The sequence below is a fragment of the Vibrio sp. 10N.286.48.F5 genome, from assembly GCF_041469785.1.
Lineage (GTDB): Bacteria > Pseudomonadota > Gammaproteobacteria > Enterobacterales > Vibrionaceae > Vibrio > Vibrio crassostreae_C.
Genome location: NZ_JBFRLG010000029.1, coordinates 64,724 through 87,258, shown reverse-complemented (window position 1 = coordinate 87,258; position 22,535 = coordinate 64,724). Strand labels below are relative to the sequence as shown.

Below are 22,535 nucleotides of genomic sequence, written 5' to 3'. Positions count from 1 at the left end.
TCGTCGACTTAGTCGAGCTTCGATTGTACGAAGGCGAGGATTTCTTCCATTGTTGCGTCATCAACTTTCTTAAGGTTCAACGCCAAGTTTGAACCCTTGCGGCTGTATGATACGCGGCCCTTAATAAGCTCCACTTTTGGAGAAGCTTTCTTCGCTGGCGCTGGCGCCAATTCAAGAATCCAACCTTCCAATGTTTCGGTCACGTCTTTGGTTAGACGAGTTACGCCTTGAGCTTCGCTACGCTGCCATACAAAACCTTCAGAAGCATCACACTTAGTCAGCAGTGTTTGCTGCTGTTCACTCGTCAATCCACCAAACTGCTTGTGCAGTTTAACAATAGTTGGACGACCAAGGTCGCTCACATTTGGGTAAGCTTGTAGCAATTCAAGTGGCAAAGCGGCTGCTTTCAATGCACCACTCACTAAAGCTTCACTGCACTGGAACATTTTAGCCAGTGCTTTCTGATCTTCAGCTTCGCCTTTATCCAGCTTCGCTTGCATCTCTTTGCCCTTCTCGTAAAGAGAAAGCGGTTTATGAGCGTTAGCTACGTCTGATAGGAACTTAGCGTGTTCGCCGTTAATGTTTTCAGCAACATAGATTAGGAACTCTTTGTCAGCCAAAATACATGACATACGACGACGGCTACCATCAAGAACTTCAATCTTACCGTCTTTGTTCTTACGACCAACCGCTGGGTATTGCTGACCACGTTCTTTCAATGTTGTAAGAACATCAGAAAGCGCGTGCTCGTTTAAGAAAGATTGCTCACGAGCGTTCTCTTCAAAAACAACCGTTCGAGTAGCCACTTCAGCCGCAGGAATTCGAACCAATTCAAATGAAACCAAATCTTCGCCAGCAACAGAAAGCTCAATCACTTGAGCCTGCTCTTTTGCCGCTGTTTGCGCTTCTTGTGGTGTTGCTACGCGACGTTTGTTTGCTTTACCAAATAGCTTTGCATTTAAGTCAGATGTTTTAATTGCCATTGTTGTTATCCCTGATTAAGTGAGGGCCAGTTGCTATGTAATACGCGCTCTAATTCTAGAGCACTTTTTTGTACTGCGTCTTGAGCAACAGCTAGAGTTTTCTTACCGCCCTCAAAGTCGCTCACCGTTAGATCGAAAACCGTGCTGTAAGTGTCGGCACAGGTTTCAAAAGCACGGCTTCTTGGAATGGTTGCCATCATTACTTGGTCATTCAACAGGTAGTTCATTTCAGTCAGAACTGACACCTGTTTCTTGTTGTCGTCTTCAAACATGGTTGGCATTAGACGAACAAATTCGAGCCCTTTCCAGTCATCCGGGAACATTTCGTAAACCGTTGGTAAGTGCTGGAAGAAGTTAACCGTTGAAGCCCAATCCAAACGCTTAGCTGCACATGGAATCAGAAGTGCGTTCGACGCGTACATTGCATTCCATACTAGAGGGTCAACGTGCGGGCCGGTATCAATCATAATCACATCGAAGTCATCGGCGATTTTGTCGATAAGCTTCTCTTTTAACAGACGAACAATATCAAGTGACTGATCTTGTGAAAGGCTTTGCCACGCTTCAGCGTTAAACATCGCATCTTCTGGGAAAGCAGAAATTGTCTTCAGGTTTGGATACTGAGTTGGCAATAGTACGTTCTTACGAAGAAACTCTAGATCGACATCTTGGCCTTCAGGCACATTGTCCAACATGATATCGACGGCAGAATAGATGCTGTCGTGCTCTGCCCCACTAATTTGTGGATTTAGGAACAGACGCAAAGAGCCCTGTGGGTCCAAGTCAATCAGACAGATACGGTAGCGCTTATCCAAATTCAGAGACAAACAAGCGGCTAAGTGAACTGCTGTCATTGATTTACCCGTACCACCCTTCTGGTTTTGTACGTTGATAATCCATGGCTTATTGTCAGCGTGCTGCTTACGTTCATGGAACTTCGGCACTTCTGCCGCGTCCATCAACATGTGAGCTTCTGTCAATGAAATCGAGTAATGATTAGCGTTGTTCTTTGTGAACTGATGGCCATCAGCTTCAAGTTTAGTGATCGCTTCATCGAGCTTACGACGCGTTAAACCAGAACGAGTCTCCATCATAGCTTTAGACATTGGAGGGAAATGTTCATCACTTCGCTCTTCCAAAATAATCTCAATTCGGTCAGCCTGAACTTGTTGAGTTTGTTCGGCTAGCTGATAGAGCTTATCAATCGTTTGTTCTCTTTTCATTGCCAGTTTCCGTAATGATTAACTAAGTACAAATTGTACAGCGATTAACAACAAACACAACAAAAACATGAACATACATTTATGAGTAAAATCACATAAAATAGACCGCGTTTTTACAATTTGATGAAACATCGCCTTAGACAAACACAAAAATGACTGTTTCTATCATGTATAACCATGCTATTTCTAGTCTACATTTTAAATGTTACAGCATCACTTATTTACAATGTAAATGGAATTTCAACGAAAAACCTTCGGAACGATTGAAATACAACCGTAGATTACGGTTGGTGTGATTTACATTCGAATTTATAGATTTTCAATCCAATAAAAATTAAAAAACACTCAATGACCAAAAAATTCAAAACAGAAGAGAAGATGGGGTGTCAAAAAACAACAGAGGATTGGAACCTAACCGGAAGAATGATCATGGAGCACATCCAGTGTAAGATAATTGATAACGCCAAATTATGAAGCATGATCAAGGTGTAAACTGAGCAATATTGATCCGAGCAACTGCACATTGAAAATGATCAACCTCCGGAAAAATGATCAAGTAAACATAGTTCCGGAAGCATGTAATTTATGAACTAAGTTACGGACAAATGCTTTTGGAATGGGGATTCAACGCCTATAAGGGCTCAATGATTGAAAATTCAATCGACACAGACCAAGAATACACAAACATGACAATTTCATGATCATGCTTCCTAGTTAAGACCCACCCGCTCTAAATACATCAAAGCAATCCATTTCCAGCGGATACAGACTAAATTTTGCACTCAATAGGGTAGGAACGATAAAAAAGTATGCTCTCTTGATCATTGTTCCGATAGATTGGTCACCACAAGTGTCCACTTAGACAAGTCAAAAGCGACTTAGAAACCGATGTTGAATTCCGATCTGTGGATAAGCTGTATAAGTATAATGATCATGCTTTCGAACCAATAATGATCATGCTTACAATGACTTAATGATCATCGTTCTGATGTTTAGTGATCATGCTTTCTTAAGTTTAATGATCATAGTTTCGGAACCTTTATGATCATGCTTTCCAAGGTGATTTATTTTAATGCTTTAAATTCAGCCACTTATAAGCAAAGTTACGTCCAGATCATTAGATCACTTAATCATTTAAGATCATATTAATCAAAAAGATCAGTTATTTAAAAGCCAATAAATTCTCTTTATTTATGATCATTCTTTCTTTATCATTCAGGAACTATAGTGAAATTACGGTTAGTGTGATACGGATCAAAAATGAAACCAGAAGAGAAATTGTTAATTAAGGCACGAAGCCACAAAGATGGTCATTTATTTGAGGTATCTGAAACAGCCGTTGAATGGATAGAACAATATCAACACTTCAAAGGTGTCACCAAAAGCATAGTTGAGCTTCTTAACCTAATTTCACTTCGTGGGTTTAGCAGTAAAGACGGGTACGTTTCCACCACTGAGATTATTGAATCAACCGATGGTCAAGTCACTCGCGCAGCCTTACAGCAAAGGCTGAGAGCTGCAGTTAATATCGGATTGTTCAAACAAATCCCCGTTCGCTTTGAAGAAGGCCTTGCTGGTAAAACCATGTTGCATCGCTTTGTGAACCCAAACCAATTGATATCGGTGCTGGGTGCCACCAGCTTAGTGACAGAAAGCGTGAAGCAAAATGAAAAGCAAAAGCGCTCTAAAGCCCTAGCTCAAACCAAAGTAAACAAGCGCTTACTGAATGAACATGGGTTGAATACCCCACCAACGATGAAAGATGAAGCGGATCAATTCATTGTTTCGCCAACCAATTGGGCGGGGATTATTGATCAAGCGTTAGCGCCACCTAGAACTCGTAAGAGCTACCAGAAATCCATGGTTTCGATCTCTGGCACTCGAGCTGTGATCGAGACACGATCTTCTAAAAATATCATGACCGTTGACGATCTGATGACGTTATTCGCGTTATTCACGCTCACCGTTCAATATCATGATCACCACCAAGATGATTACCATCTAGACGCGAAACACACGCCGAACAAAACACCACTCTACATCACTGATATTTTGTCTTTACGTGGCAAGAAAGACAGCGGCCCTGCTCGTGATTCGATCCGCGATAGTATTGATCGTATCGAATTCACGGATTTCCAACTGCACGAGCTTACAGGCCGTTGGCTTAGTGAGAACATGCCAGAAGGCTTTAAGAGTGATCGTTTCCGATTCTTAGCTAGAACCATTACAGCATCGGAAGAAGCGCCTACAGAGGGCTCTGACGGCGAAATTCGCATTAAACCGAACCTATACATCCTGGTTTGGGAACCTTCGTTCTACGAAGAGCTGCTGACGCGTGACTATTTCTTCCTATTTCCGCCAGAAATCCTGAAGCAACATACCTTGGTTTTCCAAGTGTATTCGTACTTTAGAAGCCGCATGGCACGTCGCCATTCAGATAGCATGTTGCTCAGTGAGCTCAACCAGAAATTGGCGCGTAACATCGATTGGCGTCGTTTCTCGATGGATCTGATCCGCGAGCTCAGAAAATTGGGTGAAGTCGGGGATCAAGAAGATACCTTCCTGGTTAATCTATGGGGTTATCACTTGACGATCACCGCGTTGATCGAAAAAGGGAAAACGACCGATTATCAGGTAGATATCAAATGTAATGTGGAAGAAGTATTACGTTACTCAAGAGCGCGTACCACTAACGCAGGTAAGCGTAATATGGCACCAACGCTGCCGAACCCACTTCGTAACGAAATGGTGTCTAAGCAGAAACTGGAAGAGCTGTCTGAGATTATCGATGGTGAGTTTGAACCCATTCAGCGTAAAGCACCGTCGCCAAGAGGCAAATTGGGACGTCGAGTTAAGCAGCGTAAACACTCTGTTGAGATCAACGCTGACGAGATCATGATTACTCTCTCTAAATATACCTCTGAAGAGGCTCTAGAACGCAGCATAACGGCTTTATCTGCTATGACAGGGCACTCACATGCCTCAATCAAAGAAGAGTGCTCAGAGCTCATTGAGAAGCTTGATTGGTTGAGAGTAGGGGAGGACGTTATCCCATACGAAACACTGAGTCGCTTGATTGAGCTATATAACGACCGAGATAGCACCAGCAATCGACATCTGTCCATTGAACGTTTGATCTCTGGTTTAGCGGTGCGTCGTAAAGTGTGTAAACAAGTTCATGAAGGTCATTTAGACGAAAACGTGTTCCTTGCGCTCGATGAAATGGCGATTGGCCACTAGTCATTATCCTATCGCGATAAGCCTGTTTTACCGTCGCTGAATGGATAGTTTTGAACACATTAGGTGCTGATTAAAATCGCACCTAACGCTGACAAAGTGATGACAAAGTAGCGCATCTAGTTGATTATTATTTATCCCGAATAGACAACCTTTGTCCTTTCTTGTGATTAATAGATTGGCTCATATTTTGTTACATCATACTGAATAGATTTTTGCGAGTTCCCAAGGGACTCGCTTTTTTTTGCCTAAAATTCAGTCAATCATTAAAATTCAATAGCTTACAGAGTTAAACGCCGAAGCATGATCAAGGCTCGATCATGCTTTCTACGGATCTAGCTCTGGTGAGATTCTGATTTGATGCTTGATCGAGAAGGGCTTGATCAGTGGAGATGGCGTTGAATAATTCCTTGATCATCGTTTCGGGGATGGGTTGCCATAAAGCGTACATGCGACTCGATCAATTTTTCAGACTCTGCTTTCCAACGTGGTTCTTGCTGTTGGTTCGTAAACTCCAAAGCCAATACACACAAGTGTTGTAGCCGCTGTGTACACCACTCTTGCAATCCTGCTTCTGATTTTGGGTCACATGACACCGCTTGCAGCTTACTGTAGGCAAACATTAGGTATTGGTAGGCTTTATCTTGATGGCTTGAGCTGTTGGCCTCCTGCGAAGCCAAGTCCGGATTCGATGAATCCGCGAGGTGGCGATAGAAAGTAAAGATTCTCAGGCATCCGTCTAGCCAACATGCGATGCCTTTGCTCTGCTCATCCGTGATCAATGGCCCCCAGAGCGCATCTGGAGGCGTTAAGATCAAAGGTTCTAACCGGTCCACTTGATCATGCTTTCGGTCTTTGTACCAATCTCCGATCCGCTCTAACCAAGTGTCTAGTTCATTCATGCAACGTTATCCCACTGTTTTACAAAGTGATTATCAGAAACTTGTTTGATTTCATGCTGTATTTCACTGCTCTGCTCTCGAATACGATCAGCGTCTATTGAATAGTTTGGCTCATTTTTGACGAGTTCGCCAAATGGCAGATCGGGATCTGGTACCGCAGAGATCAACAACTTAGTGTACGGGTGTCGTGGATTGGTTAAGATCGACTGGGTTGATCCCCATTCGACGATCTGTCCTTTGTACATAACCGCTGTCTCTTCTGCGATGTAATGTGCTGTGGCAAGATCGTGGGTTATGTACAAAAAGCCAATCCCCAACTCTTGCTTCATTTTTTGCATCAGGTTCAACACGCCAAGTCGAATCGAAACGTCCAACATCGAGGTGGGTTCGTCAGCAAGAATAACCTCAGCGCCAACGGCCAGTGCTCTCGCTAGGTTAACCCTCTGTCTTTGGCCTCCACTGAGCTCGTGCGGGTATTTGGCGAGCGTTTCGATGGGTAACTCCACCAGCGTTAATAACTCTTTGAGGCGTTCTGTGAGAGCCTGTTTAGTGGCTACCTGTTTATGGATCTTAAGTGGGCGCGTTAAATGGTGCTCAATGGTGTGAGTGGGATTAAGTGAACCAAAGGGGTCTTGAAACACCATTTGCACACGGCTGCGATAATCCAAGATATCTTTACGGCTTTTCAGCGTAGAGATGTCTCTGCCTTTGAACAGTATATCTCCCTCTGTCGCAGGGTAAACCTTGGTCATCAATCGTGCGCAGGTGCTTTTCCCGCAGCCTGATTCTCCGGCTAAGCCGAAAATCTCGCCTTAGCCTATGTGAAAGCTAACGGATTTGATTGCATTGAAAGATGGGAAAATGAGAGTTGGATCAAACCACATTTCTTATGGGGAATCTTTTAAATATAATTGCAGAAAATGGCTTTGGCAAAGTTTAAATGAGGCATTTATTAATTAGCTTTGTGAAGCGTCGGAATCATCACACTTCAGTACAGAATTTCTTAACAAGCGAAAAAGCATTTGCTACAGATTACCTGTCCATTACATGGTGCTTTTCGGAGGAAAACATGTCCATTAATTCTATCAACCATGATGAAATGACAAATATTGCAAACAAGTGGGATGCTGAAGAAGAAGTATCTTTCAAACCAGAAAAGAAAATGAAGTCTGCTGAAGCTCGTCGTCGTATCGAGACTCTAAGAGAAATTAGAGAAAGCGGTTTGAGTCTGGAAGAAGCGAGGGAGCTAGGTCTTATTCACTAATAATCCCCATTGCATTTAGAAGGGTGGCACAACGCCACCCTTTGATTTATAAGTGTTTTTTCATGTTTCCTATCCAGATTTAATCAACTCCTTGATTCTTTGGCTCACTGTTCCGTTTAGCCTATCCCTTGTGATATTACGCTTTTCAGATGAAAAACACGCACATGGCATACTCTTGAACTAAGTTGTTTGACAGTCATATTCAACGCCACTAATTTTAAAGTTAAAGCAAAAATATGCGATGTCGTTGGTAAGGAGAAGGCTATGTCTAATTCTGTGGCTCAAGCTAAAGAAGTGCTGTTTTACGAACCCGAAGATCCGAACGGATACCTGTCAAATTTTGCCGCTTGTCCTATCAAGGTAGGTGATCAAGTTTGGGCAACCAGCGAACATTATTATCAAGCGATGAAGTTTGCCTCCGAAGCGCTACGTAATACCATTTTGGAAGCCAGTACACCTGCTGAAGCGTTCTCTTTAAGTCGTGACTACGAAGACCAAGTTCGCGAAGATTGGTATGACATTCGTGTTGAAGTGATGCAGTTTATTGTGACGGAGAAGTTCAGACAGAATCCACAGTTTGCGCTGTTTCTTACCAAGACCGGAGATTCGGTGATCAAAGAACATTCGCACAAAGACCACTTCTGGGGCGATGGCGGCGATGGAACCGGCGAGAACCATTTGGGTAAGATTCTGATGGCAGTGCGTCACCAGCTTCGCACTCAGCAACTGCATTTAATTGCTTCGCACTGATTCGTCGATTCAGATAGCGGCATGCTTATCATTACTCCTTAGACGCATTTAAAAGGCCGCCCTGCTATCTAGTATGAAGCAGGGCGGCCTTTTCGGTTTTAGAGAGTCAGGCATCAACGAGAGTTAACGTACGTGACTAAGCTATCCGTTGATAAGTTCTACGTTACGCTGGTGCTATAAGTAACTCTGTACGATGTCGTCAAGCTGTCCATCGTCTTTCATTTGGTCTAGGCGTTGGTTGATGAAGCTTTGCAGCTTAGGATCCATCTCAGGGTCAAACGCCAAATGGATAGGGTAGTTATTGATGACAGAACCAAACTCATGCATCTGGTAATCATCAATACTCAGTTTTTGCTCGTTTAGGTTGTATTTGATTCGTGATTCCATTTCCACAAACACGGTGTCGCCAGGTGCTCGGTTCAGGACACGAAACGCAGCAGTGTAATCTTTTACTCGAATCTCGTTGAGCTTGCCCTGTTGGATATAAGATTCCAAGTTCGGATACTCAAATCCTTTCAGCAATACCACGGCTTTCCCATCGAGATCATCGATTGTATTGAACTCAAATGGCTTTTTACCGCTGCTGAGTAATACGTGTTTTACATTGTAAATCGGGTCTTCAGATAGGTTCGCAGATTGAATATTCCCCCAACTAGGGCTGCCATAGGTAACCCAGTTTGGATTCTCTCTCGCATCGAGCTTGTCGATCATTCGATTAAAAGGGTAGGTGTGGTAGTTGATCTCATATTGGCTGTCATCAAACACGGCTTCCACAATATCTGAAACAATTCCTCTGTGAGATGACCCGTCAGTTTCGATTTGAAAAGGTTGCGCTTGGCTCGCAATAATGTAGTAGTGAAGAGGTTCGTTTGCAGAAGCATAACTGCTTGAAAACAAACTGACTATGGATGCAACGATAAGATGTTTTTTCATAACCTTCCCTAGTTATTTGATGAATGACTACTATTATACTAGTTGAGTAATTGTAGTTTGCTAGGATAACAATAATGGTAATTTGTGTATGGTGACAAAAGGAAAACGCTACGTTGGACTCTCCCGACAGTTGATCGGGATGATAATAGCGATCAGTACCTTATTCACAGTTATAGTGACAGGTCTCGGGTTGTATGTAGAGTACCAAAGTCGAGTTTCTTTTATCAGCTCTCAGATCGAGCAGGTCAAGGCTGGCTACCTTTCTGGTTTAACGGCAAGTTTGTGGGTTGAAGATCGAGAGCAATTGTTTGTGCAAGCCGAAGGCATCTCTCGCCTCCCTTCGGTCAGTTACCTTCTTATCGAAAGTCCCGATGAAAAAATTCTAGAGTTAGGTCAAAAGACCGAAGGCCAATCTTATTCTCAGTCTTGGGAAATGGTGCACCAGATGGGCGGCACAGACTTCCCGTTGGCGACGCTCACGGTGCAATCAGACTTGAGCATGATCCTAGATGACTTTGAAGAACGAGTGTTATTGTTGCTCGCCTTCGAAGCCGTTAAAATCTTCTTGTTGTCTCTCGTATGTTTAACCATCGTCTATCGTCTTGTCGTAAAACGTTTGATGACTATGTCTTCCCAAATCAACCAACAACAGGTCGAAGACAACAAACCGCGCTTTATAACGCCAACTCACTCTACTTACAAAGATGAGATATCGACTCTAGAGAGTAGCTATAACCGATCGGTAGAACGTATTCGTCAACAATATCAAGAGCTGGAAAAAGCTAAAGATGTTGCTGAGGTGGCCAACCGCAATAAAAGTGAATTTCTTGCCAATATGAGTCACGAAATCCGTACACCAATGAATGGGATTATCGGGTTGTCGTCTTTGCTCTCTGAAATGGATATGCCGAAAGAGCAAAAAGAGTACATCAACATGCTCAACACCTCTTCGCTTACGTTGCTCGACTTAATCAACGACATTCTCGATTACTCGAAGATCGAAGCGGGGCGACTAGAGCTTCAGCAAGAGCCGATGAAAATGATGGGCATTGCGGCCGACGTTGAATCAACCTTTCGAGTGAAAGCTGAACAGAAAGGGCTTCGATTCCAATTAGCGATCGACCCTAAGATCCCAACCATGGTGATTGGCGACGGTATACAACTAAGACAAGTCCTAAATAACTTAGTAGGTAACGCGATTAAATTTACCGAGCATGGCCACGTCACGCTCTCGCTTCGTTTGGAAGAGGTGGTTGAGCCTGAGCAAAAACTCAGAGTGAGGTTCGAGGTTGTCGACAGCGGTATCGGTATTGCAGAAGACAAACAGAAATCGGTGTTCGATAAGTTTCAACAAGCCGACGGCAGTACCACACGTATTTATGGAGGCACAGGGCTTGGTCTAACAATATGCGAGAAGATAGTGACATTGATGGGCAGCAAGCTTGAACTCACCAGTGTTGAAGGTAAAGGCAGTACCTTCTATTTTACGGCTGACTTTGACCCGTGTTTAGAAGCCGATGAAAGCAATATCGATTTCAATAAGGTTTCGGTTCTGCTTGTGGATGATAGCCAGCTGAACATGCGTATAACGTCTACACAGCTTCAATCCTTTGGCGTTAAGTCTGAGTGCTGTGAAACGGCAAACCAAGCGTTAGAGTTGGTTTCAGAGTCTGTGGCTAAGTCATCACCTTATGATCTCGTTCTGATAGACAAAGTAATGCCGTCCGTTGATGGCTTTCAACTGGCGAGAAGCTTAGTTGAACGCTTTGGTAGCGAGTGTCCCAAGTTAGTGATGATCTCTGCTGACCCTAGAAAGCAAGATGAAGCTCGTGCTAAACAAGTCGGTTTTGTTGCCTACATTGCGCGTCCTTACCAAGATAATCAGCTTAAATGGACCATCAGTGAGGTACTCGCGAGAGCGGCTGATACTTCAGTCTTTACCTATCCGAACAGAGGAGAGGTTGCGTTTAAAGACAATGAACCTGTGCCGTTAAGTAAACCTGCAGCGGTTGTTAAAGATGCTCCCATTGTCTCTGTAAACGCCACACCAGCCGATAAACAAGCTCCAATTCAAGCAGAGTCAAAACCTGTCGCAGTTGCCGGAGAATTTAGTGGTACAGTTTTAGTTGTTGAAGACTCGCGAGTAAACCAACAAGTCGCCAAGATGATGCTCAAGAAGCTTGGCTTTGAGGTTGATATTGCCGACAACGGTGAAATTGGTGTCGAGAAATTCAAAGCCAACGAATACGAGATGATTTTTATGGATTGTCAGATGCCGGTTCTCGATGGCTTCGAAGCGACCAAGCAGATCCGAGCGCTCGAAGAAGGGGCTGCAAAGCATATTCCAATCATTGCGCTGACGGCCAACGTCGTGCAGCGAGACAAGCATTTGTGCTTCGATGTAGGCATGGATGAGTTTTTACCTAAACCGGTTAACCAAGGCAAACTGAGAGAGATCGTAGCGAGTTTCTTGTCGAAAGAGACGGAATCAAACAAAGAACATGAGCAGCAAATTGTTTAGTTGAGTATCTCTAATCTTACTTTCATTAAAAGAGTAATGAGGCGAATTAGACATAGTCTTTTATGCCGTTGGTTATACTTGAAGTATCGTGTGAAAGAAATGATAAAGGTGGCCTGAAAAGACCACCTTTTTTGTATGTGTCGGTTTGAACTTAATCTCTATCGATTGCGAACGCAGACCATGCTTGACGTGTCGGCATCACTTCGACTCGGTTAATGTTGATGTGATCTGGCAAGGTTGCGATATAAAACATCTGCTCGGCAATATCCTCTGCTGACAACGGTGTAGTGCCTTGGTAAAGGTTGTCTGAAGCCGTCTGGTTACCTTTAGTTCTTACAAGAGTAAATTCCGTTTCTGCAATACCAGGGGAGAGGTCAGTCACTCGTACCCCTGTGCCTTGTAAGTCACAACGTAGGTTGTAACTGAACTGCTTTACGAACGCTTTGCTGGCACCATACACATGGCTTCCTGGGTAAGGCCACTGTCCGGCGATTGACCCAACATTGATGATTGAGCTTCCTGCGCCTTTTTTAATTAACGTAGGCAACAGCGCATGAGTAACATTAACCAAGCCTGTGACATTGGTATCGATCATAGTGTGCCAGTCTTTCAAGTCCACATCAGGCGCGCCTTCTGGCGCCAAAGCTAACCCAGCATTATTGACCAATGCGGTAATCGATGAAAATTCAGCGGGTAATGAATCAATGGCTTGTTTTACGGCGTCTGCGTCTCGAACGTCGAGTTGAATTACATGCACAGGCACCGTTAATTCTTCCTTTAGGTCGAGTAGCCTTTCGATTCGACGACCAGACAGCACTAACGACCAGTTATCTTCTGCGAAACGTTTTGCTGCCGCTTTGCCGAAACCAGAGGTTGCCCCTGTAATGAACGCTATCTTATCCATAAATACATCCTTCTAATTTGAAATTAACATAAGTAGTGCCATGCCGATCAAAATCGGCGCGGTCGTTGTTTTTGCAGACAAGTTCGGTACTGATAGATACAGTTTTTGCCCCAGTACATTGCCAATCAAAGCTGCCGGTAATAGCCATAAACCTGTGATGAACGATTCTTGGTTAAATGCGCCAATCCATATGAAGCCGATCAGTGAAATCGCTGAACTCAGCAGAAAAAACACAATCGCGGTGGCTCTCTGTTCACTGGTTTTAATGGTCAGGTTCATCAAATACGTCACTAATGGCGGACCTCCTGAAGAAGCGGTGGTCATGCTAAACCCCGAAATGGCTCCCGCCCAAAACGCGTGTCGTTGGTGCAACCAAGTGAGGCGTAAGTCCAAAATAATCAGCGTGCCAGCGACCAAAGACATCATCGCGATAAAGGCCTTCAAGCCTGATTCCGATATCGTGCTAATGAAATACAGCGAAAAAGGCACCGCAACCAACATGCCAATACACAGCGGCGCAATAAGCCGGATATTGATGGTGGTTTTACTTCGCTTGAGCAGAGGAAAGGCACTTAAAAAGTCCAACAAGATAGCGATGGTTACCGCTTGCAATGGTGGAACAATAAAGCTGAGGGAAAGCGCTACGATAATCGCAAACCCAAATCCTGAATAGCCTCGAACTACTCCTGCAAACAGAATCAATGTCATCGCTAATCCTAATTCCACTCTTGCTCACCTCTTTGCTTTTGATATTGCTGCTGCGTTAATTAGCGTTCGATGAGACCTGTCTCGTCTGCCTTTCAATCTATTCACACCTAAGAGTTTTGAATAGAGCCAGATCGACGATTGGATTGGGTCAGGCTGTTTGTTGGATCGGGGATGAGACTTGGGCTGATGTACTGGCCCAATGTTTTGTTGAAACTGACACTATGACCTCCGCCCTGTTTGGGATGAAGATTATTCCATCCGATAGCGCAGCCTTTTCAATGTCGTGTTTTGTGTCTTTCATTCTCGAAGACGAGCCAAGCACGAGCGGCTGTGAATCTAGTGTTGTTAATGGAGACGATGAAATGGAAGTATCAACAGAACAGCTTGTGAACCAAGATATTATCGACCTCGACAAGAGCGTATTTCATTCTTGGTCGATTCAAGAAGCAGCGGAGCCTATCGCCATTGCGGGTGGGCAAGGATGCAAAATGTGGGACTACGAAGGTAAAGAATACCTTGATTTTAGTAGCCAACTGGTTAACACCAACATTGGTCATCAGCATCCACAAGTGATCAAAGCGATTAAAGATCAGGCTGATTCATTAGTGACCGTTGCCCCTGCGACCGCCAACCTCACTCGTGGTTTGGCGGCTAAGCGTATCTTGTCGAAAGCGCCAAGCTCGTTTAAGAAGGTGTTCTTTACCAATGCAGGGGCAGATGCCAACGAAAATGCGATTCGCATGGCGCGACAATTCACAGGGCGCGACAAGGTGCTATCTGCTTACCGTTCTTACCATGGCAATACAGGTACTGCTATTGCTGCGACGGGGGATTTTCGTCGAATTCCAAACGAGTATAGCCGTGGGCACGTTCACTTCTTCAATCCATTTCTCTATCGAAGCGAATTCAACGCGGCGACTGAGGCAGAAGAGAGTGAGCGTGCCCTGCAGCATTTAGAGCGAGTGATTGAATGCGAAGGACCAACGGCGATTGCGGCGATTATCCTAGAGACGATTCCGGGAACGGCTGGTTTTCTCATTCCGCCCAAAGATTACCTTATCGGCGTGCGTGAGCTGGCAACCAAACATGGCATTCAGTTGATATTCGATGAAGTCATGGTCGGCTTTGGTCGCACGGGTAAGTGGTTTGCGTTTGAGCACTTTAATGTCGTGCCAGATCTGATTACTTTCGCGAAAGGGGTGAACTCGGGTTATGTGCCGGCTGGTGGCGTGGTGGTCAGCGAACCGATCGTTGAGCACTTTAAGTCAAACTTCTTTATGGGCGGCTTAACGTACTCTGGTCACCCTTTGGCGATGGCTTCTATCGTTGCAACGCTCGATGTGATGGAGCAAGAGGGCATTGTCACACATGCTGATAACGTCGGTAACAGCGTTCTAGGGCCGCTCCTACTGAGCCTTCAAGAGTTGCACCCTATGATTGGTGATGTGCGCGGTAAAGGGATGTTCTGGGCGGTTGAGCTGGTGGAAGATCGTGAAAGTAAAACACCTTTAAGCAATGAAAAAATGGGGCAATTGAAAGCGCAATTGACCAAGCGAGGCCTGTTGACCTTCATTGTGAATAACCGCATTCACGTTGCGCCACCTTTGGTTATTCAGCCAAGCGATATAAAGAAAGGCGTTAAGATCATTGATGAAGTGTTGTTTGAACTCGCTTCTTAAGTCTCCAATAAGATAGCCAGCACAGCAACCAAGGCACTTTGACAAAGAAGTCCCCGTTCTTTTCAACGTGCCAAACCTAACCTTCAGAAACGACAAAAGAGCATCGATTGATGCTCTTTTTACGTTTATTCACTAAATCACTTTGCTCAAACCGCTCTTAAGTGATGCTAGATCTTCATCGCCTCAGACAGCTCTTTGATACCGGGTGCGATCAGATCTTTGTCGATGGCGTGAAAGCCCAATCGAAAATAGGAATTGGGGTCATATTCTGACAATGCTTCACAACCCGATTCCGTTTCGGTATTCGTCATAAAGTGTGAATAGCCTGTCTCAATCAAAATCCCTTTTTGTGCGGCTCGTGACGCTAAGCGTTGGCTATTGATGTGACTGGGCGTTTGTAGCCACAGAGAGTTGGCCTGCTCGCTTTGAGCCAGTCGCTTGCAGTCAGGTAGGTACTTCAAGACCGCATCGTTGATCAGCTTCCAGCGCTGGCGTGTGTTTTCCCTAAAGCGCCTCACAAAGCTGTCGTAGTAGCCTTGTTCAATAAAGTGCGCCACTTCCATCTGAACGCGGCTTGGTGCGTGTCGATACATCAAGCGACGCAGTATTCTAAGATCGTAGATCAACTCTTCAGGTGCCACGATGTAGCCTAATCTCAAGCCGGGTGCTAATAGCTTAGAGAAGCTGCTGACGTAGATGACACGTCCTTCTTTGTCACTGGCTTTTAGCGCGGGTTTAGGGTTCCACTCCACGTTACACTCGGCGTCATAGTCATCTTCGATAATTACCGCATCATTGGTTTTGGCCATTTCCAGTAACTGAGTTCGACGCTCGTCACTCATGGTGACGCCGGTTGGAGCTTGATGGCTAGGCGTGACATAGAAGTGATCACACAGTGAAGAGTGCTCATTGAATCTCAATCCTTGTTCATCCACTTGATGCGGGTGTAACTGCGCGCCAGAGAGATTGAAGATGTGATTCGCTTCTTTGTAGCCGGGGTTCTCGACTCCGACTCGACTCTGATGGTTCATGAGCAAAGTCGAAATCAAATACAGCGCATTCTGCGAACCTAAGGTTATGAGGATCTCATCACTTTGGGCATGAATACCGCGCTGTGGGAGCACCCTTGTGCGTATCTGTTCGACCAGCATGTCGACGTCTTTATCGACCTTGTCGCAAAGCCAGCGGTGATCATGTGGGTCTGAGGTGACCTTTCTTGTCGCTTCTCGCCATTGAGCTAATGGGAAGTCATTGATAGAGGGTTGGCCAAAAATAAATGGGTATTGGTAACAACTCCAATGCGAGGGTTTGACGATGCGTGGGTATTGGCCCAATTGCAGCTTAACGCGTTTGCTCCAATCCGGTGCATTGTCGCTGTCGGCTGATTCAAAATGATCCAAACTCGCGTCGATAGTATCACTCGGGTTTTCATACTTTTCTGAAAGGTAATAACCACTGCGAGGCTTACTGATGAGGTAGCCATCGTCGAGCAAACTGTCGTACACCAACGAGACAGTATTGCGTGAAACACCCAATTGGCTAGACAGCTTACGACAAGACGGAAGCGCTTGTTCAGCCGGAAAAATACCATTCAATATCGCCGTCACCAAATAGCTACGTACTTGTTCTTGCAGGCTTCTTTTGGAATCAAACTCGATGAAACAATTGTGATTTATCGCCATGAGATACAGTCCTTATTCTCAGTGAACCTCAGTCCAATTTGTATAAAAGAGCAAGAAATGCGCCAGAGTTCATATTGATGTTTTAAGAGTGTGTTTTGCTCTCTCTCAACCCCGAAAATTACGTTGTCCCAAACTAGAAAATCGTTCTGTCCCAACCTGAAAATTAAATTGGCTCTACGTCTCCGATGCATTCCGTTCATAAAGTAAAGGCAGGCAAATAATCTCGATAAGGAAAGCGTATGAAACAGGGAATGACGATGAAGGCATGGGTTTCAACAGCGGCAGCGACAGTTGTACTGGGTTGTTTTGGAGTCGCACAAGCATCGGAGCTTGCAGCCATCGAAAAGCAAGGCTTCATGAAAGTGGCGACAGAAGACAACTACTCTCCATTCAACTATATCGACCGCGGTAAGCCTGCGGGGATTAACAAAGATTTGCTTGATGAGTTACGTGAATATTCGAAGTTCGATATCGAACAAGAGATCTTACCTTGGACAGGGCTACTCGCTTCGGTATCTGCGGGTCAATATGATGTGGCGTTAACTGGCGCGATCATTACCGATGCTCGCTTGAAGGCCTTTGATTTCACTCCACCTATCGCTTCAGCGCAGCATTACTTCTTAACCAGAGCTGACGCGGAAGATATTAATACGGTAGCCGATTTAGATGGAAAAACAGTGGGCTTACAAGCGGGCAGTGCTTTGCTAGAAAGGCTTCCAGAGCTCGAAGTGATGCTCGAAGCACAAGGCAAATCTTTGGGTAAAGTGGTGCAGTATCAATCCTACCCAGAAGCGTATTCCGACTTGGCAATCGGCCGAATAGACTATGTGATCAACAGTGTGGTTTCAGTTAACGAGGTAGTGAAGTCGAAGTCAAAGGTATTCAAAAAAGGCGAAGCAGTCTCTGGCCCAGGTTTCGTTAGCTGGCCAGTTCCTAAAGATAATCCTGAGCTTTTGGCTTACCTAACGGAATTCTTCCTACACCTTGAGCAAACAGGAAAAATGGCAGAGTTGCAGAAGAAGTGGTTCGGTGAATCGTTCGACCAACTCCCTTCAGAAGCCATCACTTCGGTTGAGCAGTATCACAAGCTAACAGCCGTTCAATAGATGAATAAGCATGCGCCGACACAAACAGTTAGCGGCTGTTTGTGTCCATGCCAATGGGTTCAAAGCGGTTTAACCCATGAGTCTTTGGCGCACAATCTATCGAAAGAAGTCGCTGATCAAAGAGGTCGTTTATGGATTATTACGCTTGGGAACAGTTACTACAGGGCGCGTGGGCAACGGCATGGATATCGGCAGTATCGATTGTATTAGGTGTCGTCATCGGCTTAATGATTGCCTTGGTTAGAATGATGAAAATCCCGTTTGTGGATCAAATGTTGGGCATTTATGTTAGTTGGGCACGAGCAACGCCTTTGGTTACGTTGGCTCTGTTTATTTTCCTTTCTTTTCCGTCATTTGGCATCAATTTAGATAAACACGTTTCTGCCATTTTAGCTCTCACACTCAATACATCGGCATTCAATGCAGAGATTTGGCGCAACGCCTTTCTTAACTTTTCAAAAGGGCAAATGGAAGCGGCTGAAGCCATTGGTATGAGACGCATCACTTACTTTCGCCGCATCATGTTCCCGCAAATGGTGATTATGAGCCTACCAGCGCTAGTCAATGAGATGTCGTTCTTAATCAAAGGCAGCCCAGCGATTGCGGTGATCGGCATCGTCGACCTAACTCGTGTCACCAATCGAATCTCTGCGGTTACCTATGAACCACTTGGGCCGATTCTATGTGCCGGTGCCATTTACATGTTGATTATTGGCGTGTTGGTGAAGTTGCAAGCTGTGGCTGAAAACCGAGCCACTTATCTGCAGCAATAAGTGCATACATCTGTTTACAGTAGCAGCAACAGTTTGGCCGTCATCACTACTTGGTCAGCTACACCATTTACCTGCTTGTGATGCGTTATTGAGCGGGTAAGTTTAAGGAGTAAATATGGAAGAATGGAATATTATCTGGCAACAAAAAGAGCTGTTTGCTTCAGGGTTTGTGACCACATTTTATCTTTTTGTTTCGTCTTCAATCTTGAGTTTCGTCATCGGTATTGGTTTGTTGTATTGCCTCGAAAACTCAAAACTTGGTGTGAAGTACACCATCAATAGTTTGATAGGCATGATGCGCACCTTGCCGTTTCTTATCTTAGCGTACCTGCTCTATTACGGGTTGCCGCAGGTTGGTATTCGACTCGATGCGATTACAGCGGGAATCATCGCGCTAAGTCTCTATCACGGTACCTATTTTTGTGAGATTTTCCGAGGTGTTCGTAAAGGATTAGAGCCAGGTTACATCGAAGCGGCGCACGCTTATGGCTTCTCTAAATTCAAAACATTTACCCGAGTTATTACCCCAAATGTGTTGTTTAAGTCGGTTCCACTGATCACGAACCAACTCATCATCTGCTTAAAAGACACTGCGTTTCTTAGCATCATCACCGTCGCAGAAATTACCGCGGCCGCCAACAGCATTCAATCAACGTACTTCATCCCATTGAATGCGTTCATCATTGCTATCGCGCTCTACTGGGCCGTGAGTATTGCACTTGAAACCATCACCAAACGAATCCAAACCAAAGTTGAACTTAGAGGACTTAGCCATGCTTAAACAATCAGAGATTATTGAAACGGAAGCACCGATTAACCCTTCTTTGGGCGTGAATTTGGAAGTGATTGAGTGCGAGCCACTATTGGAAGAACGAGAGACGATCATCAAGGTTGAAAACCTGTCGAAACAGTTTGATGGCATCGAAGTACTGCGAGACATCAACCTCAACATCAACAAAGGCGATGTGGTGAGTATTCTCGGCTCGTCAGGTTCGGGGAAATCGACGCTACTGCGTTGCATGAACTGGTTAGAGCAGCCAGAGCGCGGCACGATTTTTATGGGTGATGAGCGTATTGGTATCAACTCTGAAACGGGTAAGCCACTCAAATACAAAGAGTTGGCGAAACTTCGAGAGCGTCTTGGAATGGTTTTCCAAAGCTTCAACTTATGGCCGCATCTCACCGTGTTGCAAAACGTCATGGAAGCGCTGGTTCACGTTAAGAAGATAGCGAAATCAGACGCCGAAGAGATGGCACGTAAGCAACTCGATAAGGTTGGGATGTCGCACAAACTAGAGAACTACCCAAGCATGTTATCGGGTGGGCAAAAGCAACGTGTCGCTATTGCCAGAGCTCTCGCGATGGAGCCGGATGTGTTGCTGTTTGATGAACCAACGTCAGCACTCGATCCTGAATTGGTCGAAGAGGTGTTGTTGGTGATGAAGAAACTGTCGCAAGAGGGCTACACCATGGTGGTTGTGACACATGAGATGGAATTCGCGCGTCAGGTGTCGGATCAAGTGGTATTCCTTGAGAAGGGCATCTTGATTGAGAAGTCCAACCCAGAGAAGTTCTTCACTAACCCAGACTCACCAAGGGTAAGGCAGTTCCTCAAGCTTGATTCGTGAACTAGATGATCCACATCACCTTAATGTTTGATCGCTAAATCCAAAACTCCGACCTAATCAGTCGGAGTTTTTGTCTGTGCTCGTTTTTTCTTCCCAAACCCAAACTTAAACCTAAAACTAGGCAAATGGTTATGTGATGCTAACCAATACTGTCAATATGAATGACCACAGAATCGGGTCGCCAGTATTCCAACTCGCAATCCATTAGTTCACCGTCCTGTTTGTAGTTCACCCGGCAGATCTTTAGAACGGGCTGCCCTTCTGCCAAATTTAATGCCTTGGCGACATGCGCAGGGGCAGAGGTGGGTATCACATCAAAACGCGAGCGTTGGGTCTCGTAGCCGTATTTTTCTCGGTAGATGCCTGTTAGTGACATGGTGAGGTTTTCCGACAAGACACCATCAAATAAGGGCGCTTTCAGTACATTTTCAACAAACAGCACTGCTCTACCATCAATAAAACGCAAGCGCTCAATCACGTGTATTGGCGTTATCTGCTCTATCTCTAATGCTTTGGCGTAATCGCCTGTCGCCATCTCTGTACGGGTGCTGAGCAGTCTGGTTTCTGCTATGCGGTGTTGTTCGCGAATCATTTGATGAAAGTGAGAACGTGACAATGGGTTATAGCGAACACGTTCGGGTGACACATACCAGCCACGGCGCTCTTCTCGGTATATCAAACCTTCGGTTTCCAGAGACACCAACGCATCTTTGAGCGTGATTCGTGTGGTGGAAAACAGTTCGCTAAGGTTTCTTTCTGATGGCAGTTTTTGCCCTTCAATGAAGATACCTGATTGAAGCTGCTCTCGAATACTCGCCTTAATTCTTCCTAACTGTGTCCCTGATTGCCCGGTGCCCAATGTTCTCATTACTGATCTAGTCCATAAGTTCGTGTGCTTAATAAGGTAAACCATGGAGTTAACAGGAATGTGACAGTAAACAATGGCTTATTGTCATATGAGTGAAATATAACTGCCACGTAAATGCACTCGAACTGTCAAATAACTTACGGCAAACCGTCACATTCCGGCTATAGCATACAAAACGAACTTACTGACCTAGTCCAGAAGGATAGAGACAATGAAAACTTTGCTTAGCCGTTCAACTGTATCGCCAGCTAAATTAATCGGTTCACCTGCAAAATTGATAGGCACAACCGCTAAATTGATTGGTGTAACAGGACTTACGGCAACACTTTCAATGCCAGCGATGGCGAAGGATGCTGATCTTGAGTCACTGATTGAAGCCGCTCAAAAAGAGGGTGCAGTTTACAGTGTGGGTATGCCAGACAGTTGGGCAAACTGGAAAGGCACATGGACTGACCTGAAAGCAAACTACGGTTTGAAGCATCAGGATACCGATATGAGCTCGGCGCAAGAGATCTCGAAATTTGAAGCAGAGAAGAAAAACGCAACCGCTGATATTGGTGATGTGGGTTTCGCATTCGCACGTGTGGCCGTAAAGAAAAACGTCACTCAGCCATACAAACCAACCACTTGGAATGACATTCCAGACTGGGCAAAAGACAAAGATGGTCACTGGGCTCTGGCTTACACAGGTACTATCTCGTTCATTTCAAACAACAACCTTGTTGAAGATGCGCCGAAAACTTGGAGTGACCTACTAGAAGGCGACTACAAAGTCACAGTGGGCGATGTCGGCGTAGCCGCGCAAGCAAACAACGCGATTTTAGCGGCAGCATTTGCTAACGGTGGTGACGAGTCGAACCTGAAACCAGCGATTAAATTCTTTGGTGAACTAGCGAAGCAAGGCCGTCTATCTTACACAGATCCAAGCATTGCGAACCTTGAAAAAGGCGAAGTGGAAGTAGCAATCATGTGGGACTTCAACGCACTGAACTACCGCGACAAGATTGACCGTGAGCGCTTTACCGTAAGCATCCCGCAAGATGGCTCAGTGATCTCTGGTTACACCACCATCATCAACAAATACGCGAAAAACCCGAATGCGGCGAAGTTGGCTCGTGAATACATCTTCAGTGACCAAGGCCAAATCAACTTAGCAGAAGGTTACGCGCGCCCAATCCGTAGCAGCGTTACGCTACCTCAATCAGTACAAGACAAGCTGATCTCAAACGATGAATACAGCAATGTTCACCCAGTGACTGACTTCTCAGCATGGGAAAAATCAGCACGTCGCCTGCCACGTCAATGGCAAGAAAGCGTATTGATTCACCAGCAATAACCCCGCTTAACACACCACCTTCAATAGGTGGCTTATAG

General features: G+C 45.0%; 18 protein-coding genes and 1 pseudogene. 10 read left to right on the top strand and 9 right to left on the bottom strand.

Features of this window, described 5'->3' with window-relative positions:
• Positions 1–8: 8 nt before the first annotated feature.
• Both AB4185_RS15965 and AB4185_RS15960 read right to left on the bottom strand, forming a co-directional pair.
• Positions 9–983 carry a ParB/RepB/Spo0J family partition protein gene (locus AB4185_RS15965; RefSeq protein ID WP_017061212.1) on the bottom strand — a complete coding sequence of 325 codons (975 nt, stop codon included), beginning with the start codon at positions 981–983 and terminating at the stop codon, positions 9–11.
• 5 nt (positions 984–988) lie between these two features.
• Complete coding sequence (locus AB4185_RS15960; RefSeq protein WP_017061213.1) at positions 989–2,206, bottom strand: ParA family protein; 1,218 nt, start codon at positions 2,204–2,206, stop codon at positions 989–991.
• Between the two features lie 1,260 nt (positions 2,207–3,466).
• Here AB4185_RS15960 and AB4185_RS15955 point away from each other — a divergent pair.
• A complete protein-coding gene (locus tag AB4185_RS15955) occupies positions 3,467–5,446 on the top strand; it encodes a replication initiator protein RctB domain-containing protein (protein WP_102332336.1) in 1,980 nt (659 codons plus the stop codon).
• A gap of 380 nt (positions 5,447–5,826) precedes the next feature.
• On the opposite strand, the gene AB4185_RS15950 is transcribed toward AB4185_RS15955, so the two are convergent.
• Positions 5,827–6,345: a transcriptional regulator gene (locus AB4185_RS15950; protein ID WP_102320933.1), complete on the bottom strand. Its 519-nt coding sequence runs from the start codon at positions 6,343–6,345 to the stop codon at positions 5,827–5,829.
• Positions 6,342–7,229, bottom strand: a pseudogene (locus AB4185_RS15945) (ABC transporter ATP-binding protein). The gene AB4185_RS15950 and the pseudogene AB4185_RS15945 overlap by 4 nt, the downstream one beginning before the upstream one ends.
• A 185-nt stretch (positions 7,230–7,414) precedes the next feature.
• On the opposite strand from AB4185_RS15945, the gene AB4185_RS15940 reads away from it, so the two are divergent.
• Together AB4185_RS15940 and AB4185_RS15935 are read left to right on the top strand one after the other, a co-directional pair.
• Positions 7,415–7,609: a hypothetical protein gene (locus AB4185_RS15940; protein ID WP_017061218.1), complete on the top strand. Its 195-nt coding sequence runs from the start codon at positions 7,415–7,417 to the stop codon at positions 7,607–7,609.
• A 189-nt stretch (positions 7,610–7,798) separates the two neighbouring features.
• Complete coding sequence (locus tag AB4185_RS15935; RefSeq protein ID WP_032546895.1) at positions 7,799–8,359, top strand: NADAR family protein; 561 nt, start codon at positions 7,799–7,801, stop codon at positions 8,357–8,359.
• Positions 8,360–8,533: 174 nt separating this feature from the next.
• Here AB4185_RS15935 and AB4185_RS15930 read toward each other — a convergent pair whose 3' ends face one another.
• Positions 8,534–9,292, bottom strand: a complete 759-nt coding sequence (locus AB4185_RS15930; RefSeq protein ID WP_102332335.1) for an ABC transporter substrate-binding protein — start codon at positions 9,290–9,292, stop codon at positions 8,534–8,536.
• A gap of 88 nt (positions 9,293–9,380) precedes the next feature.
• Here AB4185_RS15930 and AB4185_RS15925 point away from each other — a divergent pair, with 88 nt between their 5' ends.
• The gene (locus AB4185_RS15925) at positions 9,381–11,813 is read left to right on the top strand and encodes a response regulator (protein ID WP_229647583.1); all 2,433 of its coding nucleotides are present in this window, start codon (positions 9,381–9,383) and stop codon (positions 11,811–11,813) included.
• A gap of 151 nt (positions 11,814–11,964) precedes the next feature.
• Here the strand turns inward: AB4185_RS15925 and AB4185_RS15920 are convergent, their stop codons facing one another.
• Both AB4185_RS15920 and AB4185_RS15915 read right to left on the bottom strand, forming a co-directional pair.
• On the bottom strand, positions 11,965–12,717 hold the full coding sequence (locus AB4185_RS15920; RefSeq protein ID WP_017061222.1) for an SDR family NAD(P)-dependent oxidoreductase: 753 nt from the start codon (positions 12,715–12,717) through the stop codon (positions 11,965–11,967).
• 12 nt (positions 12,718–12,729) lie between these two features.
• Entirely contained in the window at positions 12,730–13,425 is a 696-nt protein-coding gene (locus AB4185_RS15915; RefSeq protein WP_017061223.1) for a sulfite exporter TauE/SafE family protein, read from the bottom strand.
• Between the two features lie 362 nt (positions 13,426–13,787).
• Here AB4185_RS15915 and AB4185_RS15910 point away from each other — a divergent pair, with 362 nt between their 5' ends.
• The gene (locus tag AB4185_RS15910; protein WP_017066353.1) at positions 13,788–15,104 is read left to right on the top strand and encodes an aspartate aminotransferase family protein; all 1,317 of its coding nucleotides are present in this window, start codon (positions 13,788–13,790) and stop codon (positions 15,102–15,104) included.
• A 167-nt stretch (positions 15,105–15,271) separates the two neighbouring features.
• On the opposite strand, the gene AB4185_RS15905 is transcribed toward AB4185_RS15910, so the two are convergent.
• Positions 15,272–16,786 carry a PLP-dependent aminotransferase family protein gene (locus AB4185_RS15905; RefSeq protein WP_372135650.1) on the bottom strand — a complete coding sequence of 505 codons (1,515 nt, stop codon included), beginning with the start codon at positions 16,784–16,786 and terminating at the stop codon, positions 15,272–15,274.
• Between the two features lie 239 nt (positions 16,787–17,025).
• Between AB4185_RS15905 and AB4185_RS15900 the strand changes: the two genes are divergently transcribed.
• The 4 genes from AB4185_RS15900 (at position 17,026) to AB4185_RS15885 (ending at position 20,293) form a co-directional block, all read left to right on the top strand.
• Complete coding sequence (locus AB4185_RS15900; protein ID WP_065584482.1) at positions 17,026–17,892, top strand: transporter substrate-binding domain-containing protein; 867 nt, start codon at positions 17,026–17,028, stop codon at positions 17,890–17,892.
• Positions 17,893–18,023: 131 nt separating this feature from the next.
• Positions 18,024–18,665, top strand: coding sequence for an amino acid ABC transporter permease (locus AB4185_RS15895; RefSeq protein WP_017066356.1), 642 nt, complete (start codon positions 18,024–18,026; stop codon positions 18,663–18,665).
• Positions 18,666–18,780: 115 nt separating this feature from the next.
• Positions 18,781–19,446, top strand: a complete 666-nt coding sequence (locus AB4185_RS15890; RefSeq protein ID WP_372135649.1) for an amino acid ABC transporter permease — start codon at positions 18,781–18,783, stop codon at positions 19,444–19,446.
• A complete protein-coding gene (locus AB4185_RS15885) occupies positions 19,439–20,293 on the top strand; it encodes an amino acid ABC transporter ATP-binding protein (protein WP_065584483.1) in 855 nt (284 codons plus the stop codon). Before AB4185_RS15890 ends, AB4185_RS15885 begins: the two co-directional genes overlap by 8 nt.
• A 139-nt stretch (positions 20,294–20,432) precedes the next feature.
• Here the strand turns inward: AB4185_RS15885 and AB4185_RS15880 are convergent, their stop codons facing one another.
• On the bottom strand, positions 20,433–21,161 hold the full coding sequence (locus AB4185_RS15880) for a UTRA domain-containing protein (RefSeq protein WP_372135648.1): 729 nt from the start codon (positions 21,159–21,161) through the stop codon (positions 20,433–20,435).
• A 211-nt stretch (positions 21,162–21,372) separates the two neighbouring features.
• Between AB4185_RS15880 and AB4185_RS15875 the strand changes: the two genes are divergently transcribed.
• Positions 21,373–22,497 carry an ABC transporter substrate-binding protein gene (locus AB4185_RS15875; protein WP_137001616.1) on the top strand — a complete coding sequence of 375 codons (1,125 nt, stop codon included), beginning with the start codon at positions 21,373–21,375 and terminating at the stop codon, positions 22,495–22,497.
• Positions 22,498–22,535 lie beyond the last annotated feature (38 nt).

Bases quoted from the DNA above. Each gene is read 5' to 3' on its own strand.
- AB4185_RS15940 (WP_017061218.1), top strand. From the start codon at position 7,415: ATGTCCATTAATTCTATCAACCATGATGAAATGACAAATATTGCAAAC.
- AB4185_RS15920 (WP_017061222.1), bottom strand. From the start codon at position 12,717: ATGGATAAGATAGCGTTCATTACAGGGGCAACCTCTGGTTTCGGCAAA.
- AB4185_RS15915 (WP_017061223.1), bottom strand. From the start codon at position 13,425: ATGACATTGATTCTGTTTGCAGGAGTAGTTCGAGGCTATTCAGGATTT.
- AB4185_RS15905 (WP_372135650.1), bottom strand. From the start codon at position 16,786: ATGGCGATAAATCACAATTGTTTCATCGAGTTTGATTCCAAAAGAAGC.
- AB4185_RS15875 (WP_137001616.1), top strand. From the start codon at position 21,373: ATGAAAACTTTGCTTAGCCGTTCAACTGTATCGCCAGCTAAATTAATC.
- AB4185_RS15895 (WP_017066356.1), top strand. From the start codon at position 18,024: ATGGATTATTACGCTTGGGAACAGTTACTACAGGGCGCGTGGGCAACG.
- AB4185_RS15930 (WP_102332335.1), bottom strand. From the start codon at position 9,292: ATGAAAAAACATCTTATCGTTGCATCCATAGTCAGTTTGTTTTCAAGC.
- AB4185_RS15880 (WP_372135648.1), bottom strand. From the start codon at position 21,161: ATGAGAACATTGGGCACCGGGCAATCAGGGACACAGTTAGGAAGAATT.
- AB4185_RS15965 (WP_017061212.1), bottom strand. From the start codon at position 983: ATGGCAATTAAAACATCTGACTTAAATGCAAAGCTATTTGGTAAAGCA.
- AB4185_RS15890 (WP_372135649.1), top strand. From the start codon at position 18,781: ATGGAAGAATGGAATATTATCTGGCAACAAAAAGAGCTGTTTGCTTCA.
- AB4185_RS15910 (WP_017066353.1), top strand. From the start codon at position 13,788: ATGGAAGTATCAACAGAACAGCTTGTGAACCAAGATATTATCGACCTC.
- AB4185_RS15960 (WP_017061213.1), bottom strand. From the start codon at position 2,206: ATGAAAAGAGAACAAACGATTGATAAGCTCTATCAGCTAGCCGAACAA.
- AB4185_RS15900 (WP_065584482.1), top strand. From the start codon at position 17,026: ATGAAACAGGGAATGACGATGAAGGCATGGGTTTCAACAGCGGCAGCG.
- AB4185_RS15950 (WP_102320933.1), bottom strand. From the start codon at position 6,345: ATGAATGAACTAGACACTTGGTTAGAGCGGATCGGAGATTGGTACAAA.
- AB4185_RS15885 (WP_065584483.1), top strand. From the start codon at position 19,439: ATGCTTAAACAATCAGAGATTATTGAAACGGAAGCACCGATTAACCCT.
- AB4185_RS15955 (WP_102332336.1), top strand. From the start codon at position 3,467: ATGAAACCAGAAGAGAAATTGTTAATTAAGGCACGAAGCCACAAAGAT.
- AB4185_RS15925 (WP_229647583.1), top strand. From the start codon at position 9,381: ATGGTGACAAAAGGAAAACGCTACGTTGGACTCTCCCGACAGTTGATC.